Origin of the sequence: Mesorhizobium sp. XAP4, from assembly GCF_029269325.1 — a bacterium.
In the GTDB taxonomy this organism is placed as follows: domain Bacteria; phylum Pseudomonadota; class Alphaproteobacteria; order Rhizobiales; family Rhizobiaceae; genus Mesorhizobium; species Mesorhizobium ciceri.
Genome location: NZ_JARIXW010000001.1, coordinates 313,724 through 329,501, shown reverse-complemented (window position 1 = coordinate 329,501; position 15,778 = coordinate 313,724). Strand labels below are relative to the sequence as shown.

At 64.1% G+C, this 15,778-nt stretch carries 13 protein-coding genes; 1 reads left to right on the top strand and 12 read right to left on the bottom strand.

Annotation, left to right across the window (positions count from 1 at the left end; translation table 11 throughout):
• Positions 1-3: 3 nt before the first annotated feature.
• From P3C39_RS01675 to P3C39_RS01650, 6 genes are all read right to left on the bottom strand, one after another.
• Complete coding sequence (locus P3C39_RS01675; protein ID WP_013530459.1) at positions 4-801, bottom strand: ABC transporter ATP-binding protein; 798 nt, start codon at positions 799-801, stop codon at positions 4-6.
• Between the two features lie 11 nt (positions 802-812).
• Complete coding sequence (gene ntrB, locus P3C39_RS01670) at positions 813-1,703, bottom strand: nitrate ABC transporter permease (protein WP_013530458.1); 891 nt, start codon at positions 1,701-1,703, stop codon at positions 813-815.
• A 65-nt stretch (positions 1,704-1,768) separates the two neighbouring features.
• On the bottom strand, positions 1,769-3,085 hold the full coding sequence (locus tag P3C39_RS01665) for a CmpA/NrtA family ABC transporter substrate-binding protein (protein WP_013530457.1): 1,317 nt from the start codon (positions 3,083-3,085) through the stop codon (positions 1,769-1,771).
• A 356-nt stretch (positions 3,086-3,441) separates the two neighbouring features.
• On the bottom strand, positions 3,442-4,680 hold the full coding sequence (locus tag P3C39_RS01660; protein WP_275953153.1) for a CmpA/NrtA family ABC transporter substrate-binding protein: 1,239 nt from the start codon (positions 4,678-4,680) through the stop codon (positions 3,442-3,444).
• A 2-nt stretch (positions 4,681-4,682) separates the two neighbouring features.
• Entirely contained in the window at positions 4,683-5,285 is a 603-nt protein-coding gene (locus P3C39_RS01655; protein WP_013530455.1) for an ANTAR domain-containing response regulator, read from the bottom strand.
• Between the two features lie 83 nt (positions 5,286-5,368).
• Positions 5,369-7,438, bottom strand: coding sequence for an NAD(P)-binding protein (locus tag P3C39_RS01650; RefSeq protein ID WP_024503968.1), 2,070 nt, complete (start codon positions 7,436-7,438; stop codon positions 5,369-5,371).
• Between the two features lie 276 nt (positions 7,439-7,714).
• On the opposite strand from P3C39_RS01650, the gene argE reads away from it, so the two are divergent.
• On the top strand, positions 7,715-8,875 hold the full coding sequence (gene argE / locus P3C39_RS01645) for an acetylornithine deacetylase (protein WP_275952518.1): 1,161 nt from the start codon (positions 7,715-7,717) through the stop codon (positions 8,873-8,875).
• Between the two features lie 7 nt (positions 8,876-8,882).
• Here argE and P3C39_RS01640 read toward each other — a convergent pair whose 3' ends face one another.
• The 6 genes from P3C39_RS01640 to P3C39_RS01615 form a co-directional block, all read right to left on the bottom strand.
• Positions 8,883-9,839, bottom strand: a complete 957-nt coding sequence (locus P3C39_RS01640) for a LysR family transcriptional regulator (protein WP_275952517.1) — start codon at positions 9,837-9,839, stop codon at positions 8,883-8,885.
• A gap of 151 nt (positions 9,840-9,990) precedes the next feature.
• On the bottom strand, positions 9,991-11,481 hold the full coding sequence (locus P3C39_RS01635; protein ID WP_024503970.1) for an aldehyde dehydrogenase: 1,491 nt from the start codon (positions 11,479-11,481) through the stop codon (positions 9,991-9,993).
• Between the two features lie 21 nt (positions 11,482-11,502).
• Positions 11,503-12,177 carry a DUF1028 domain-containing protein gene (locus tag P3C39_RS01630; RefSeq protein WP_013530450.1) on the bottom strand — a complete coding sequence of 225 codons (675 nt, stop codon included), beginning with the start codon at positions 12,175-12,177 and terminating at the stop codon, positions 11,503-11,505.
• Between the two features lie 5 nt (positions 12,178-12,182).
• The gene (locus P3C39_RS01625; protein WP_013530449.1) at positions 12,183-12,599 is read right to left on the bottom strand and encodes a RidA family protein; all 417 of its coding nucleotides are present in this window, start codon (positions 12,597-12,599) and stop codon (positions 12,183-12,185) included.
• Between the two features lie 56 nt (positions 12,600-12,655).
• Positions 12,656-13,930, bottom strand: a complete 1,275-nt coding sequence (locus tag P3C39_RS01620) for an NAD(P)/FAD-dependent oxidoreductase (RefSeq protein WP_275952515.1) — start codon at positions 13,928-13,930, stop codon at positions 12,656-12,658.
• Positions 13,931-14,083: 153 nt separating this feature from the next.
• Positions 14,084-15,688: a GMC family oxidoreductase N-terminal domain-containing protein gene (locus P3C39_RS01615; RefSeq protein ID WP_275952514.1), complete on the bottom strand. Its 1,605-nt coding sequence runs from the start codon at positions 15,686-15,688 to the stop codon at positions 14,084-14,086.
• Positions 15,689-15,778 lie beyond the last annotated feature (90 nt).

Below are 15,778 nucleotides of genomic sequence, written 5' to 3'. Positions count from 1 at the left end.
GTGCTACTCCGCGGCTTCGACGAAGCGGTGGCGTTCGTAGAGGAACTTCAGAACCGCCTCGCGGCAGCGCAGGAAGGTCCGGTCGGAAGAGAGTTCGACGCGCCGGCGCGGCCGCGCCAGCGGCACGGCAAGCACTTCGCCGATGGTCGCCGCCGGACCGTTGGTCATCATGACGATGCGGTCGGAGAGCAGCACCGCCTCGTCGACGTCATGGGTGATCATGATCGTCGTCGAGCCGAGCCTGGAATGGATGTCCATCACCGCGTCCTGCAGATGGGCCCGCGTCAGCGCATCGAGCGCGCCGAACGGCTCGTCGAGCAGCAGGATCTTCGGCTCCATCGCCAGCGCCCGGGCGATACCGACGCGCTGCTTCATGCCCCCGGAGATTTCCGCCGGGCGTTTGTCCTTGGCATGCGCCATCTGCACGAGGTCGAGATTGCGCATGATCCAGTCATGCCGCTCAACTTTGCTCTTCGAACGTCCGAAGACCTTCGACACCGCCAGGTTGATGTTTTCGTAGACGGTCAGCCACGGCAGCAGCGAGTGGTTCTGGAACACCACGGCGCGTTCCGGTCCAGGGCTGTCAACCTCCTTGTCCTCGAGCAGCACGGCGCCGGCCGACACCTTGGTCAGCCCGGCGATCAGATTGAGCAGGGTCGACTTGCCGCAGCCGGAATGGCCGATGATGGAGACGAATTCGCCCTTGTCGATGGTCAGCCTGATGTCCTTCAACACCTCGCTGACCTGGGCACCACGCGTGAAGGATTTGTCGATATGGTCGAGCTTCAGATAGGCCGTCATCGCCCCTCTCCTCACTTTGCCGTTGTGCCGCGGGTGACGAAGGCGCCGACCGCCGCGACCAGCCGGTCGAGGCAGAAGCCGGTGACGCCGATATAGGCGAGCGCGACGATGATGTCGGGCAGCCGCGACGAGTTCCACGCATCCCAGATGAAGAAGCCGATGCCGACGCCGCCAGTCAGCATTTCAGCGGCGACGATGGCGAGCCAGGACAGGCCGATGCCGATCCTCAAGCCGGTGAAGATGTAAGGCGCGGCGGCCGGCACCATGATCTTGACGAAGAATTCGAACTGGTTGAGCCGCAGGATGCGCGAGACGTTGCGGTAGTCCTCGGGAATGTTGCGCACGCCGACCGCGGTGTTGATGATGATTGGCCAGATCGAGGTGATGAAGATGACGAAGATCGCCGACGGGCTGGAATCACGGAACGCCGCCAGCGACAGCGGCAGCCAGGCCAGCGGCGGCACCGTGCGCAGGATCTGGAACACCGGGTCGAGGCCGCGCATCGCCCAGATCGACTGGCCGACCAGCGCACCGAGCGCGACGCCGACGACCGCCGCCAGGCCGAAGCCGACGGCGACGCGCTGCAGCGAGATCAGCACGCGCCAGGCCAGACCTATATCCTGCGGGCCATTGTCGAAGAACGGATGCGCTATCAGGTCGTAAGCCTCGTTCCAAACCTGGGTCGGCGGCGGCAGGCTCGATGTCGGCGACGAACAGGCGATCTGCCAGACGACCAGCATCAGCGCGATGACGATGATGGGCGGCACCAGCGCGCTCGCCAGTTTGCCGGCGATGGCGAGCGGCTCGAAGCGGCGCCGTGCCTTGGCAGTGAAGGCGATGACCTCCGCCGGCTTGGCGGGAAAGGCCTTCACCTTGGTGTCCTCGATAGTCTGGATCGACATGTCTGGGGAAAACTCCTTGGGGCAGGTAGTGATCGCAAGCGGCGCATGCACCGCTTGCGATCAGGCTACGCCGATGCCTTGATCTTCAGGCTGTCGAGATAGGCGGACGGGTTGGCCGGATCGAAAATCTTGCCGTCGAAGAAGGTCTCGACGCCGCGCGACGACGACGCCGGAACGTCGGCTGCCGCGACGCCGAGATCCTTGGCCGCCTCGCGCCACAGATCCTCGCGGTTGACCTGGTCGACCAGCGCGTTGATGTCGGTGGTCGGTGCGAACTTGCCCCAGCGGATGTTCTCGGCAAGGAACCACGCATCATGGCTCTTGAACGGATAGGAGACGCCGCCCTTCCAGAACTTCATGGAGAGATCGGTGCCGTTGGCGACGCGGCCATTGCCATAGTTGATGTCGCCCTTGAGGCGGCCGATGATGTCGGCGACGGGCACGTTCATCCATTGCCGCTTGCCGATGATAGCGGCCATCTCGTCCTTGTTCTCGGTGGCCTCGCACCATTGCTGCGCTTCCATGACGGCCATCAGGATCGCCTTGGTGGCGTTCGGATATTTCTCGATGAATTCGGCGCGCAGGCCGAGCGCCTTTTCGGGATGGCCCTTCCACAATTCGCCTGTCGTGGCGGCGGTGAAGCCCACGCCCTGGTGGACGAGTTGCTCGTTCCACGGCTCGCCGACGCAGAACACGTCCATATTGCCGACCTTCATGTTGGCCACCATCTGCGGCGGCGGCACGACGATGGTCGAGACGTCCTTGTCGGGATCGATGCCGCCGGCGGCCAGCCAATAGCGCAGCCACAGATCATGCGTACCGCCCGGGAAGGTCATGGCGGCCTTGATTTCCTTGCCGGTCGCCTTCTTGGCAGCGAACGCGTCTTTCAGCTTCGAGGCGTCGAGGCCGACACCGGTGCCGGCATATTCCTGGGCGACCGAAATGCCCTGGCAGTCGTAGTTGAGCCGAGCCACGATCGCCATCGGCATCGGCTGGTTGTTCTGCGTCACCTTGCCGGTGTGCATGAGGTAAGGCAGCGGTGTCAGGATATGAGCGCCGTCGATGCCGTTGGCCGCGCCGCCGAGCATCAGATTGTCGCGTGTCGCACCCCAGGAGGCCTGCTTGAGCACCTCGACATCGGGCATGCCGAACTTGGCGAACAGCCCCTTCTCCTTGGCGATCATCAGCGGGGCCGCATCGGTGAGGGCAATGAAGCCGAGCTTGGCGCCGGTGACCTCCGGAGTGGCGGTCGCGGCATAGGCGCCGGAAGGGAAGAGCTTGCGGGCCGCCACGAACAGGCCGGCCGTCATCGCGCTGCTGACCAGAAAATCGCGGCGCGTCATGTCTTTGAGGGTCGTTCCAGTCCTGATCCGTTTCGTCATCGTCGTCTCCGGTTGGGCGCGGCTTGGGATCCGCGTCGTCGATTGCGTGTTGATCAAAACAAAAAAGCCGCCAGCCAGGTCTTCGCGTCCGGGTGACCGGGAGCGCGCTTTAACCTGAGCGGCAGCTTTGCCTGTGGCGCCCGCCATTGGACGCCTGTTCCGTGACCCGCGAAGGGCCTGTCTATTTCAAAGCAGGAACCGTGCCAGTTTTGAGAGAGGTGAAAAAGGCCAATGAAATCAGCAGCCCGCGCTGATCGCCGGCGCATCGAACCCTATGGCCGGAAGGCCAAAGATTGTTCATTAGGGCAATCGCGCGCACAATTTTTGTGCAATGCACAAGGATGGCGCGGAAATGATCAGGCCTGGATCTCGGCAGATTTCTGGCCGGTAATGTACGCATCGATCTCGTCAGGATCGAAGATCTGACCGTCGAAGAAACCGTCCGGACCGAGCACAAGGCCGGCGCCTGTCGCGCCGACCGCGGTGGCAATTTGGAGCGCACCCTCGACTTTCGAATTGGCGCCGGGAAGCGCGACGCCGAGCGGCTTCAGCGCCGAACGGTAGAGGTCGGGACGGTAGCAGTCGCGGGCGATGGCAAGGCTTTCAGGCGTGTGCGCCACGTGCCCCCAGCGCACCATCTGCGTGTAGAACCACAGCGCATGGCTCTTCCACGGAAAGTTCGCCGCCTTATCGAAGGGGAGGAAGAAGTCGTCGATGGTCCGCTCCGCACCGCCGCCCAGTTGGAGATGGCCGGTCAGGATCGGCATCTGCACGGTCGGCGGCAGGCCGAGGAAGCCGGCCTGCGCCATCACCCCGGCCAGTTCGCCATGGTTGGCCGGATCCTGGCACCAGCGCGCCGAGTGATGCAGCGCGCGCAGCAGCGCCGCCAAGGCCTCGGGGTTTTCGTCTGCCCAAGCCTTGCGCACGCCGATCACCTTCTCCGGGCTGTTGCGCCATATCCGCGCCTTGACGGTGACGATGTGGCCGGTGCCGGCGGCCACCGCAGCGCTGTTCCAGGGTTCGCCGACGCAGTAGCCGTCGATACGGCCGGCGGCCAGCGCATCGGCCATGAAGGGCGGCGGTACGATGACGATCTCAATCTCTTGGCTCGGATCGATGCCGCAGGCGGCGAGCCAATAGCGCAATTCGTAATTGTGCCCGGAATGCGGATGCACCACGGCAAAGCGCAGCGGATCGCCACCGGCCGCAGCGCGCTCGCGAATGAGCGCGCCAAGTGCGGCACCGGCGCGCGCCGGGTCTAGGTCGGCCTCGGCGCCGTGTGCCGCCATACCGGCCCAAACGGCATTGGAGATGGTGACGCAATTGCCGCCGAGGCCGAGCGAGAACGGCACGATGGTTTCCGAGGCCAGCGGCGTCAGCCCGAGATTGCAGGCGAGCGGCATCGGTCCCAGCATATGCGCGAGATGGAAGTGGCCGATGGCGATGCGGTCGCGGATGTTGGCCCAGGATGTCTCGCGGTGCAGCTTCAGATCGATGCCTTCTTGCGCGGCGAAGCCAAGCTCGCCGGCCGCGACCAGCACGGCGCTGTCGAAAAGCGGCATGAAGCCGGCGGTGATCTGGTGCTTGGCAGTCATGCTCATTCGTCCTCCGCCGGTCCCAGCAGCCCCGCGGCAGTCACCAGGCTTTGGGCGATGTCGCCGATCTTGCGGTTCTGGTTCATCGCCGTCTTGCGCAGCAGCGTGTAGGCGGCCTCTTCGGAGAGGCCGCGCGATTTCATCAGGATGCCCTTGGCGCGGTCGATCACCTTGCGGCTCTCGAGCTCGCCGCGAACCTCTTCCAGTTCGCGCGCCATGCGCGAAAAAGCGTTGAAGCGGCTGACCGCCATGTCGAGGATCGGCTTGACGCGCTCTTGCCGCAGACCGTCGACGACATAGGCCGAAACGCCGGCATCGACCGCCGCCTCGATCGAGGCCTGGTCGGAGCGGTCGACGAACATGGCGATCGGCCGTTTTACGGCACGCGACAGCTGGAACATGTTTTCCAGCATGTCGCGATTCGGGTTTTCGAGATCGATGACGATGACATCGGGCTCGATCTCGGCGATCCGCCGCGCAATGCCGGTCACATCATGGATGACAGTGACCCGCTCATGGCCGGCCTCGCGCAACCCCGCCTCGATGATCGCGGCGCGGATGCGGTTTTCATCGATCACCAGGACGGCGAGTGCGGTTCGAACCATGCCTGCATTGTGACCAAGCGAAGGAATTGTGCAATGCGGTATGGTTGAACAATCCGATATTCGCTGACCGCGCCGCAGGCGCCCTATTCCGCGGCCAACGCTGTGACCTCGCGCCGGAAGGGCAGTGCGTCGCCGATATCGGCTTCATCCAGCTCGCGCGCGAAGCGGTGGCCGGCATAGGTTGCCCAGGCGATCGGACCCGGCGCCTCGGCGTCGCCGATGATTTTGACCGAGCGGATGCCGCTATCGGCCCATTCGTCCCGCCGCGCCTTCAATTCCTGCCAGACACTATCGTCCTGGTGGCGTGACGTGACCAGCACCACGGCGTCCGCGGCGATGTCAAATTGGCTGCCCGTATAGGCGCACGCCGTGGCAACACCGCCCGGCACGATGCGCGTCACAGTCCGGTTCAGCACGATCTCGACGCCGCGTTCGGCCAGCCGGCGATGGATGGCGCCCTGCTCCAGCGTGTTGCGGGTCCAGTCGGACACATAGGCTGACGGCGTCACCAGCGTCACCTTCGCACCCTGGCGCGCCATCAGCTCGGCCAGAACGCCACCCATGTAGTAGTGGTCGTCGTCGAACAGCACGACACTGCCGGTCGGCACAGTGCCGGCCATCAGATCGTCCGGCGTGTAGACCGGCATGGCCGGGTCGATCGGCATCGGCACGACATGCGCGCGCGCCACGCCGTCTCGGCGCCATGTCGAGCCGGTGGCAAGCGCAATGTTCTGAAAGCCGAAGTCCAGTATCTCCTGCGCCGACAATCGGCTTTCGAAATAGACGTCGACATTGGACATCTGGCTGATCTGGTACTGGCGGTAGTCGCGCACGCGTCCCCATGCCGAGAGACCAGGCAAGCGGCACTCGCGCGCCACGCGGCCGCCAAGTTCGGTGCCGGCCTCGGCGATGGCCACCTGATAGCCGCGCAGGCCGAGCGCACGCGCCGCCTCCAGCCCGGCCGGGCCGGCGCCGACGATCAGCACGCTGTCGCTATCGCCCTTGGCCTGCATGCGTTCGGGATGCCAGCCCTTGCGCCATTCCTCCATGAAGGTCGGGTTCTGCGTGCAGCGCGAGATCGACATGGTCATGTCGCCGGTGATGCAGATGTTGCAGCCGATGCATTCGCGAATGTCCTCGATGCGCCCCTCCTCCACCTTCTTCGGCAGGAAGGGATCGGCAATCGATGGGCGCGCGCAGCCGATGAAATCCAGCGTGCCGGACTTGATCATCTTCACCATCACATCCGGCGAGGTGAAGCGACCGACGCCGACGACCGGCTTCGAGGTCAGTTTCTTGATGCCGGACACCAGGCTCTCCTGCGCGCCCTCCTCCTTGAACCGCGACGGCCCCGAACAATCCTCCCAAGCGCCATGCGCCAGGTCCCAGAGGTCGGGCAGATCGGCATGCATCTCGATCATGTCGCGCACTTCGGAATTGGCAAAGCCGAGCTCACCGATCATCTCGTCCAGCGACAGCCGCAGCGTCAGGCCGCACGTGTCGCCGATAGCGTCCCTGCCCTCTTCGATCAGCTCACGCATCAGCCGCGAGCGGTTCTCCAGCGAGCCGCCATATTCGTCGCTGCGCTGGTTGGTGGCCGTGGACAGGAAGTGCTGGATGATGCCGAAGCCATGCGCGCCGTAGAGGCACACCAAATCGAAGCCCGCGAGCCTCGCCCGTTTGAAAGCATTGCGATGCCAGCGGCGCAGGTCGCGAATATCCTGCTTGTCCATGGCGCGCGCCTGCACCGGATCGTTGGTGAAGGTGCGGATCGGCAGGGCCGACGGCCCGCGCGGCACTTCCTTGGTGTAGAGGTTCGGCCCGTTGATGCCTGAGTAGGCCAGTTGGATGCCGGCCAGCGCGCCATGCTGGTGCATGGCCTTGGCCATCTTCGCCAGCGCCGGAATATCGGCATCGTCCCACAGCCTGAGCTCGATGAAGGGCGTGATCTCCGATGTGTGGTGCATCTCGGTTTGCTCGGTGAAGATGACGCCCCAGCCGCCTTCCGACTTGATGCGGCGCATCTCGGCCGCGGCCGAAGGGTCGCGATAGCCGCCGCCATTGCAATGCGGCACCTGATAGAAGCGGTTCTTGGCGGTCACCGGACCGATCTTCACGGGCTCGAACAAAATATCATAGCGCGGATCGCGCATGGAACGTGCCTTCCTGCCAGCGTCGCCCTGCAGCACGCCCGATCATGGTTTCGAGGCGTGACGCAAGCCGGCCAGCCCAGTGGGTTGATGCCGTGAGACCATTCATAAGTTGCGGCAAGCGCCGGAAAACAACAGATTTCTTCTGTGCCGGTTAGGCCGCGCCTAATCGCACACATCCGGATTAGCATCCGCTAAATCCCGACTGAGCCAAATGCGACTTCAAGGCCCCGGCCACGCGATGCTAGAAGTACCGACGGCCAATGAGACACAAGACGCATGGACAGCATCCAGATCCTTGAAAAGCTGCTCGCATTCCCGACGGTGAGCCGCGACTCGAACCTCGCCCTCGTCGGCTACGTGGCGGACCTGCTGGACGCGCACGGCATTGCCAGCCGGGTCATCCACAGCGAGGACGGCCACAAGGCCAACCTCTTTGCCACCATCGGACCGACTGATGCTTCCGGCATCATGCTGTCCGGTCACACCGACGTCGTTCCCGTCGACGGCCAGGCCTGGACGCTGCCGCCCTTCGAGATGACGAACCGTGACGGCAAGCTTTACGGACGTGGCGCGGCCGACATGAAGGGTTTTGTGGCCTGCGCGCTCGCCGCGTGCCTCAAGGCCGCGAAAATGACGCTGAAGACGCCTCTGCACCTGGCACTCTCCTACGACGAGGAGATCGGCTGCATCGGTGTGCGCAGCCTGATCGACATGCTGCAAGCGGCCCCGCATCGGCCGCTGCTATGCATTGTCGGCGAGCCGACCGATATGCAGGTGGCGACGGGGCACAAGGGCAAGCTTGCCGCACGCGCGCTTTGCAAGGGGCGCGAAGGCCATTCGGCGCTGGCCCCGCTGGCGCTCAACGCCATCCATCTCGGCTGCGACTTCGTCGCCGCCTTGCGCCGCGAACAGGACCGGCTGATGCGCGATGGCGCCCGCGACGGCGACTACGACATATCATACACGACCGTCCATGTCGGCAAGATCAACGCAGGCGCGGCGCTGAACATCGTGCCGAACCTTTGCCAGGTCGACTTCGAGATCCGCAATGTCGCAGCCGACGACCCGCACGAGATTCTCGACCGCCTGCGCAAGGAGGCTGCTCATATTGCTTCCGAAGCCTCGACCATCGCGCCCGAGGCAGCAATCGACATCGACATCACCAACACCTATCCCGGCTTGGACACGCCAGCCAGTTCGCAAGCCGTCGCCTTCGTCAAATCGCTGACCGGCGCCAACAATACCATCAAGATGGCCTTCGGCACGGAAGGCGGCCTGTTCAGCCGCGATCTCGGCACGCCGACGGTCGTGTGCGGACCGGGGTCGATGGCGCAAGGGCACAAGCCGGACGAATTCGTCAGCGTCGAGCAGATGCGCCGCTGCGACGACATGCTGGAAAAATTGCTTAAGCGGCTTGCCGACCAGCAACTGGCGTAACCGGGCGCTACTTCTGCGGAAGCGCTGCCTGGCCGACGGCCCGCTCGGCGCCGAACACACCTTGCTCGACGACAAAATGCCGGCAGTGGTCGATGAACGCCTGGGCGGATTGCGTACGATGTTCGGAATTGGGCAAGGCGACGCCCATGGTCAGCGGCCGCAGGTCACCGTCCAACGGCACGAAGACCAGCGGCTTGCCGTCCGGCGCCAGCGTGTTGAGCGGCCGCATGTTGGCGATGCCGTAGCCGAAGCCGTTGGCCACCATGGAGCGCATGACCGCAATGTCGCCGGTGCGCTCGGCAATATTGGGCCGGATCCCTCGCTGGTGGAATGCCGACAGGAAATATTCGCGGCTGTACGGCAGGTCGAGCAGCACCATCGGCTCGTCGGCCAGTTCCTCCGTCGTGATCGACGCCTTGGTCGCGAAACGATGGCCCGCCGGCAGCATGACATAGGCCGGCACCAACATCAGCGGCTCGAAGGTCATATCCTGCGACAGTTCGAGATCGTAGGTCAGGGCAAGGTCGATTTCACCGCGCTGCAGCATCTCAAGCAATTGCCCCTGATTGCGCTCGAACTGGCGCACGTGCACATCGGGATAAGCGCGCTCGAACCGCATGCGCAGCGCCGGCAGCACGATCTGCGCAAAGGTCAGCAGGCATCCCACCGCCAGCGGGCCGCGCACCTTCTCGGCAAAATCGCCGGCGACGTCATGCAAGGCATCGGCATCGTTGAGCAGCCGGGCGGCTTCCTTGAGGAAGATGCGGCCACCGGCGGTGAGCGAGAGGCCGTGCGAATGCTTGCGGACAAAAAGCTGGACACCGAACTCGGTTTCCAACTGCGCGATCGAGGCCGAAATCGATGGCGGCGACACATTGACCTGCTCGGCCGCCTTGGCGATGGAGCCGGCTTCGCCCACGGCAACGAAATATTCCAGCTGTCTGAGCGTGAAGCGTAGCGGCATGGCTGGCTATGTTGCCGGTTTGAGGGCTTCGATCAAGCCTAATGCATGTCGCGCAAAAGTGGCCCCGGTTTTGCGCAAACGACATGCATGGAGCAAAGGCCTAAAGCGCATCACTTGAATCCGTTCGATCGCGATGCGCTTTAGGCGCCCATCAATATTTGATCCATGTCGTTTTGAGCGCGGTGTACTTGTCGAGCGCATGCAGCGACAGGTCGCGGCCGAAGCCGGATTGCTTGAAACCACCGAACGGCGTCATCGGGCTCAGAGCGTCGACCTTGTTGACGGAAACTGTGCCGGCCTGCAGCCGCCCGGCGATGCGGTGCGCGCGCGACAGGCTGTCGGTCCACAGCGATGCGGCGAGCCCGTAGGGGCTGTCATTAGCGATGCGGATCGCGTCGGCCTCGTCATCGAAGGCAATGACCGAAAGCACCGGCCCGAAGATCTCGTCGCGGGCAATCGGATCGGCAGGCGTGACATCGTCGAAAATGGTGGGCTGGACAAAGCTGCCGCGCCCATTGACCGTGACCATGTCGCCGCCCGCGACCAGGCGCGCGGTCTTTTTACCGGCCTCGACGAAGCGCATGACATTGGCGGCGTGGCGACTATCGACCATCGCGCCCATTTTCGAAATCGGATCGAGCGGATCGCCGGGCTGCGTGGCCGCCGCACGCTGCACCAGTTTCTCCACCAGGGCATCCTTGATGCCGCGCTGGACGAGCAGGCGTGAATTGGCGGAACAGACCTCGCCCTGGTTGAAGAAGATGCCGAAGGCCGCCATATCGGCCACCACATCGAGATCCCCGCAGTCGGCAAAGACGAGGTTGGGGCTCTTGCCGCCGGTCTCCAGCCAGACCTGCTTCATGTTCGACTGCCCGGAATATTGCAGGAACATCTTGCCCACCGCGGTCGAACCGGTGAAGGCGAGGCAATCCACATCCATATGGCGGCCAAGCGCCTGGCCGGCGGTTTCGCCAAGGCCGGGCACGACATTGAGCACGCCGGCAGGCAGGCCCGCCTCCATCGCCAGCTCCGCCAGGAGCAGGGCCGACAGAGGCGACTGCTCGGCGGGTTTCAGCACCACCGAATTGCCCGCCGCCAGCGCCGGCGCGCACTTCCAGGTCGCCATGTCGAGCGGGAAGTTCCACGGCACCACCGCGCCGACCACGCCAAGCGGCTCGCGCCGCACCAGCACCAGATCGCCTTCGCCGGTCGGCGCCACCTCGCCATAGATCTTGTCGATGGCCTCGCCATACCATTGGAAGATCGCCGCCGAACCGGGGACGTCGACCGAGGCCGCATCCCTGACCAGTTTGCCCATGTCCAGCGATTCAAGCAGGGCCAGTTCATGCAGGTTGTCGCGCAGCAGCTGCGCCAGCCGCAGCAACACCTCCTTGCGGTGCGCCGGGCTGGTGCGCGACCAGACGCCGGCGTTGAAGCTGCGCCTAGCGGCGGCAACCGCCAGATCGATGTCTTCCTCGCCGCAGGACGCCACTTCGGCCAGCACCTCGCCGGTTGCCGGATTGACGCTGGCAAAGGTCCGGCCCGAACGCGCCGCGACCGTCTTGCCGTCGATGAACGCCTTGTCACGAAAACGGATCGCGGACGCCTTGCCGATCCAGTCCTTGTGGCTGAGTTCACTCATCGCAGGTGACCCCTGTCTTGACTATTCGTCGCCCGGCACGCCGTAGCTCGGCGCATCGGATGGGTTGATCGCGCGGGTCACATAGGCATCGAGCTGTGGCTTGTAGAGTTGCCACAGCGCCGCCAGTTGCTCGATAGGACAATCGTCGGTCCAGTCGCAGCGCAGGTCGGCGACCGGCCACGCCACCTCACGCACCAGCTTCATGCCGGCGGAATGGACAGGGCCAGCCTCGCCGCCGGCTGTCAGCGCCGCGCGCATAGTCGCGATGAGGCGGTCGCCGAGATGCCCCTCCGACGCCAGGAAGGCCTCGACCATCGCTTGCGGCACGCCATCATGGGCCAGCATGTTGCCGCCGCAGGCGACATTGTCAGCTCGCGCCTCCGCCCAGATGCCAAGAGCTTTGGGACCCGAATGGATCGCGGTCGCTCCAGCGGCGTCGACAGCCAGCACCTGCCGGTATTCGGGATAGGCACCGGTGCGCTTCAATATGGCAATCGCCTCCGCCGCGGACGCGCCGCGCGCCAGCAATTCGAGACCGCGCAGTCCAAGCGTAGGATCGGTGACGTTCTGGCTGGCAATGGCCCCGGCGCCCGCCTGCGCATAGGCGCAGCGCGCCGCAACAGCAGGCGACGAGGAGGACACCGCGACCCCGAACATGCCGGTGCGGCCGCACCGCGCGACAATGGAAAAGGTCATCGCAATCAGTCCGGAATGACGGCGGTGCCGTCGATCTCGACCAGCCAGTCCGGCCGCGCCAGGGCCTGCACGACAAGGCCGGTCGAGACGGGATGCACGCCTCTGATATACTCGCCCATGGTGCGGTAGACTGCCTCACGATGGCGCACATCGGTGATGTAGACCACCACCTTGACCAGGTGCTCCATGGTGCCGCCGCACTCCTCGATCAGCTGGCGGATGTTCTGCATGACCTTGTGCGTCTGCTCGACCGGATCATGGCTGTCGATGTTCTTGGCCGTGTCGAGGTCCTGCGGACACTGGCCGCGCAGATAGACGGTCCTGCCGCCCCGCGTAACGACCGCCTGGCACAGATCATTGTCGAGCTTCTGCTCGGGATAAGTGTCCTTGGTGTTGAACTTTCGAATTCTTGTATGCGCCATCTTGGTCTCCGTCGGATCAGGCTCGAGGTCGGGGCATCCCGTTTGAGGTGCCGTGTCTATGCCACCTTGGTCTCGCGCTTCGCGGACGCATGGTAGGCCAGGTATTTGCGCTGCGTGGAAATATGGTCGGCCACATGCTGCGCGTCGTGCCAGACGCCCCAGATGAAGCTCGACCCCCTGCGCGATTGCCAAGGCAGTCCGAGGAAATAGATGCCGGGCTCGGTCGACACACCGCGCTGGTGCTTCGGCTTGCCCCTTTCGTCGAACACATCGACCTTCAGCCAGTTGTAGTCGACGGTGAATCCCGTCGCCCAGATGATCGAACCTATCCCGGCTTCCGACAGGTTCAGCTCGAGAATGGGATCGGTCATGCATTGCGGGTCCGGGCCGATCTTGCGGGCCTCGGGCTCCGGGGGAAGGTCGAGGCCGTTGCGGGCGACATAGGCATCTGCCTCGTCCAGAACCGACATGTAATTCGCATCGCCGCGCGCGATATTCTTGGCCAGATCGGGTGCGAAGGTCATCACACCGTGCCTGTAGGATTCGGTCCGGCCAACCAGCGTCATCCCTTGCGCGGCAAGGCGCCGGAAGTCGATCGTCTGGCCGCCACGCGCGCCGCTGACCGCGATGGTGACATGTTCGGTGCCGGGCGCAGGCGCCTGCGCGTCCCACTTGCCCAAAACCCCCAGCCACCAGCAGAAGTCACGTTCGCGATAGGCCCGCGGCGGCCGATCGTGCGGCCCGACCGAGAGATAAACCCGCCGTCCCGCACGCTGGAGCTCGTCGGCGATCTGCACCCCCGAAGACCCGGAGCCGACCACCAGCACCGCGCCTTTGGGTAGTTGGCCGGGATTGCGATAGGCGCTGGAATGTATCTGCATAGGTCCGGCGTCCCCGGGAACGACGGCCGGGATGACCGGATGCTGGAAAGCGCCGGTGGCGGCAACCACGCTCCTGGCTTCGATCACGCCATTCGAGGTTTCGATCCGGAAGCCGGGACGGCCGACAAGCCTTTCCACTTTCCTGACCTCCACGCCGCAACGGATGGGGGCAGCGATCATGTCGGCGTAAGCGACAAAATAGTCGGCGACCTTCTCCTTGCCGATAAAGGCATCCGGACCGGCATTGGGAAATTCCATGCCGGGAAAACGGTCATGCCAGGCGGGACCATTGGCAACCAGCGAGTCCCATCTCTCGCTACGCCAGCGTTCGGCGATGCGGTCCCGCTCCAGCACGAGATGGGGCACGCCGCACTTGCTTAGATGCTCGCTCATCGCCAGCCCCGCCTGGCCGCCGCCAACAACAAGCGTGTCTACTGTTTCGACTGGCATTCAGCGGCCCTTTCTGGCCCTCCCCGAGAGTTTCTGCGCATGCGGCGGAGGTCTGATCGTTGGTTTACTGGAGGGACCGGGCAGCGAAAATTACGATTTCATGTGGCAGTGGTTAGCTTGTTCCTAAATGCTGAATTGGCCGCGCGCAGACGGCTACGCCAGTATTGCCATAGCCGCCTTTTCGCCAATCATCATGGATGGCGCATTGGTGTTGCCACCGATCAATGTCGGCATGACGGAGGCATCAGCGACGCGCAGATTGTCGAAACCGCGCACCTTGAGACCGGCGGGATCAACCACCGCCATGGCGTCGTTGCCCATCCTGGCCGTGCCAACCGGATGATAGACGGTAAGAGCCTCGGCACGCAGATAGGCGAGAATCTCGTCATCGGTGTTCACGTCGGGCCCAGGCAGGATTTCCGGTCCGCGGATGCCGCCAAAAACCGGCGAAGCCAGGATCGAACGCGCGACCTTTATGCCCTCGACGAGGGTCAGGGCATCCTGTTCGTCACTGAAGAAGCGATGGTCTATGAGCATATTGCGGCGGGTGCCGTCGCGTTGAAGCGTGATTTCGCCGACGCTCCCCGGTCTCAACACACAGGTGTGCACGGCATAGCCGTGGCCATATTCGACGAGCCGACCGCGATGGCTGCGATAGCCCGGCACGAAGTGGAACTGAATGTCGGGTATGCTCCCGGCATACTTCGTCCTGGCAAAGCCGCCGGCTTCGACATAGTTGGTCGTCAGCATGCCTTTGCGCCGGGCGAAATACTGGAACGGCGCCGCCAGCATCGCCGGAAGATTGGCAAGTGAAAGGCCGAGCGTCTTGCGGCTGTTCGATCGCACCGTGATCATGCCATCGACATGGTCGCGCAAGTTCTTACCGACGCCTGGCAGGTTCGCGACCGGTTCAATCCCCGCTGCTTTCAGCTCCCCGGCCGGGCCGACGCCGGAAGCAAGCAGAATGCGCGGCGATCCGATCGCACCCGCGCTGAGGACGACCTCCGCTCGGCACCCCAACCGTTGGGTTGCGCCTTCCCTGATCACGTTGACGCCGGTGACGCGCTCGCGTTCAATCGCCAGATCAAGAACCTCGACGCCTGACAATATCCGCAGATTCGAGCGGCCGAGAACCGGCCGGACAAAGGCGCTGTAGGCCGAGAAGCGCTCGCCTCTGTTCTGGGTCACGTTGTAGATGCCGAGGCCGAGTTGGCCACCGGCATTGAAGTCGCGGTTCTCGGGCAGGCCTACGCCTCTGCCCGCCTCAACCCACAGGCTGGATACCACGTTGGGATCGCGCGGATTGTCGACCAGCAATTCGCCGTCGAATCCGTGATAGGCGGGGCTCTGCAACAGGCAGTTCCGCTCCAATTTCTTGAAGACCGGCAGGACATCGGCATAGGACCACCCGGCGCAGCCAAGCGCTGCCCATTCATCGTAGTCGTGCGCGGCGCCACGAATATAGACCATCGAGTTGATCGAACTCGACCCGCCAAGAACCTTGCCCCGGTTGACGGGTATGCGGCGGTTGTTGAGCAGCGGCTGCGGCACGCCCTTGTAGCCGTAGTCGAAGTTCGGATTGCCGTAGAGCGAGAGAATGCCGGCCGGCACGCGCACCCTGGTGCGGTCGTCGCTGCCGCCCGCCTCGATCAGGCACACACGAACTGCCGGGTCTGCGCTCAGCCTGTTTGCCAAGACACAGCCGGCCGAGCCCGCGCCAATGACGACATAGTCAAATTCCGCCGCCTCGATGCTCATGCCTTGCCCGTTTCGTCATCCACACCGAAGACTGCCGATGTCTGTTTCATGCATGTCGTCTGCCCAAAACCGAGGTCACTTTTGAGCGAC

What these genes read in the sequence shown, in the direction of transcription:
- P3C39_RS01675 (WP_013530459.1), bottom strand. Translation starts at nt 801, where the DNA reads ATGACGGCCTATCTGAAGCTCGACCATATCGACAAATCCTTCACGCGT.
- ntrB (WP_013530458.1), bottom strand. Translation starts at nt 1,703, where the DNA reads ATGTCGATCCAGACTATCGAGGACACCAAGGTGAAGGCCTTTCCCGCC.
- P3C39_RS01665 (WP_013530457.1), bottom strand. Translation starts at nt 3,085, where the DNA reads ATGACGAAACGGATCAGGACTGGAACGACCCTCAAAGACATGACGCGC.
- P3C39_RS01660 (WP_275953153.1), bottom strand. Translation starts at nt 4,680, where the DNA reads ATGACTGCCAAGCACCAGATCACCGCCGGCTTCATGCCGCTTTTCGAC.
- P3C39_RS01655 (WP_013530455.1), bottom strand. Translation starts at nt 5,285, where the DNA reads ATGGTTCGAACCGCACTCGCCGTCCTGGTGATCGATGAAAACCGCATC.
- P3C39_RS01650 (WP_024503968.1), bottom strand. Translation starts at nt 7,438, where the DNA reads ATGCGCGATCCGCGCTATGATATTTTGTTCGAGCCCGTGAAGATCGGT.
- argE (WP_275952518.1), top strand. Translation starts at nt 7,715, where the DNA reads ATGGACAGCATCCAGATCCTTGAAAAGCTGCTCGCATTCCCGACGGTG.
- P3C39_RS01640 (WP_275952517.1), bottom strand. Translation starts at nt 9,839, where the DNA reads ATGCCGCTACGCTTCACGCTCAGACAGCTGGAATATTTCGTTGCCGTG.
- P3C39_RS01635 (WP_024503970.1), bottom strand. Translation starts at nt 11,481, where the DNA reads ATGAGTGAACTCAGCCACAAGGACTGGATCGGCAAGGCGTCCGCGATC.
- P3C39_RS01630 (WP_013530450.1), bottom strand. Translation starts at nt 12,177, where the DNA reads ATGACCTTTTCCATTGTCGCGCGGTGCGGCCGCACCGGCATGTTCGGG.
- P3C39_RS01625 (WP_013530449.1), bottom strand. Translation starts at nt 12,599, where the DNA reads ATGGCGCATACAAGAATTCGAAAGTTCAACACCAAGGACACTTATCCC.
- P3C39_RS01620 (WP_275952515.1), bottom strand. Translation starts at nt 13,930, where the DNA reads ATGCCAGTCGAAACAGTAGACACGCTTGTTGTTGGCGGCGGCCAGGCG.
- P3C39_RS01615 (WP_275952514.1), bottom strand. Translation starts at nt 15,688, where the DNA reads ATGAGCATCGAGGCGGCGGAATTTGACTATGTCGTCATTGGCGCGGGC.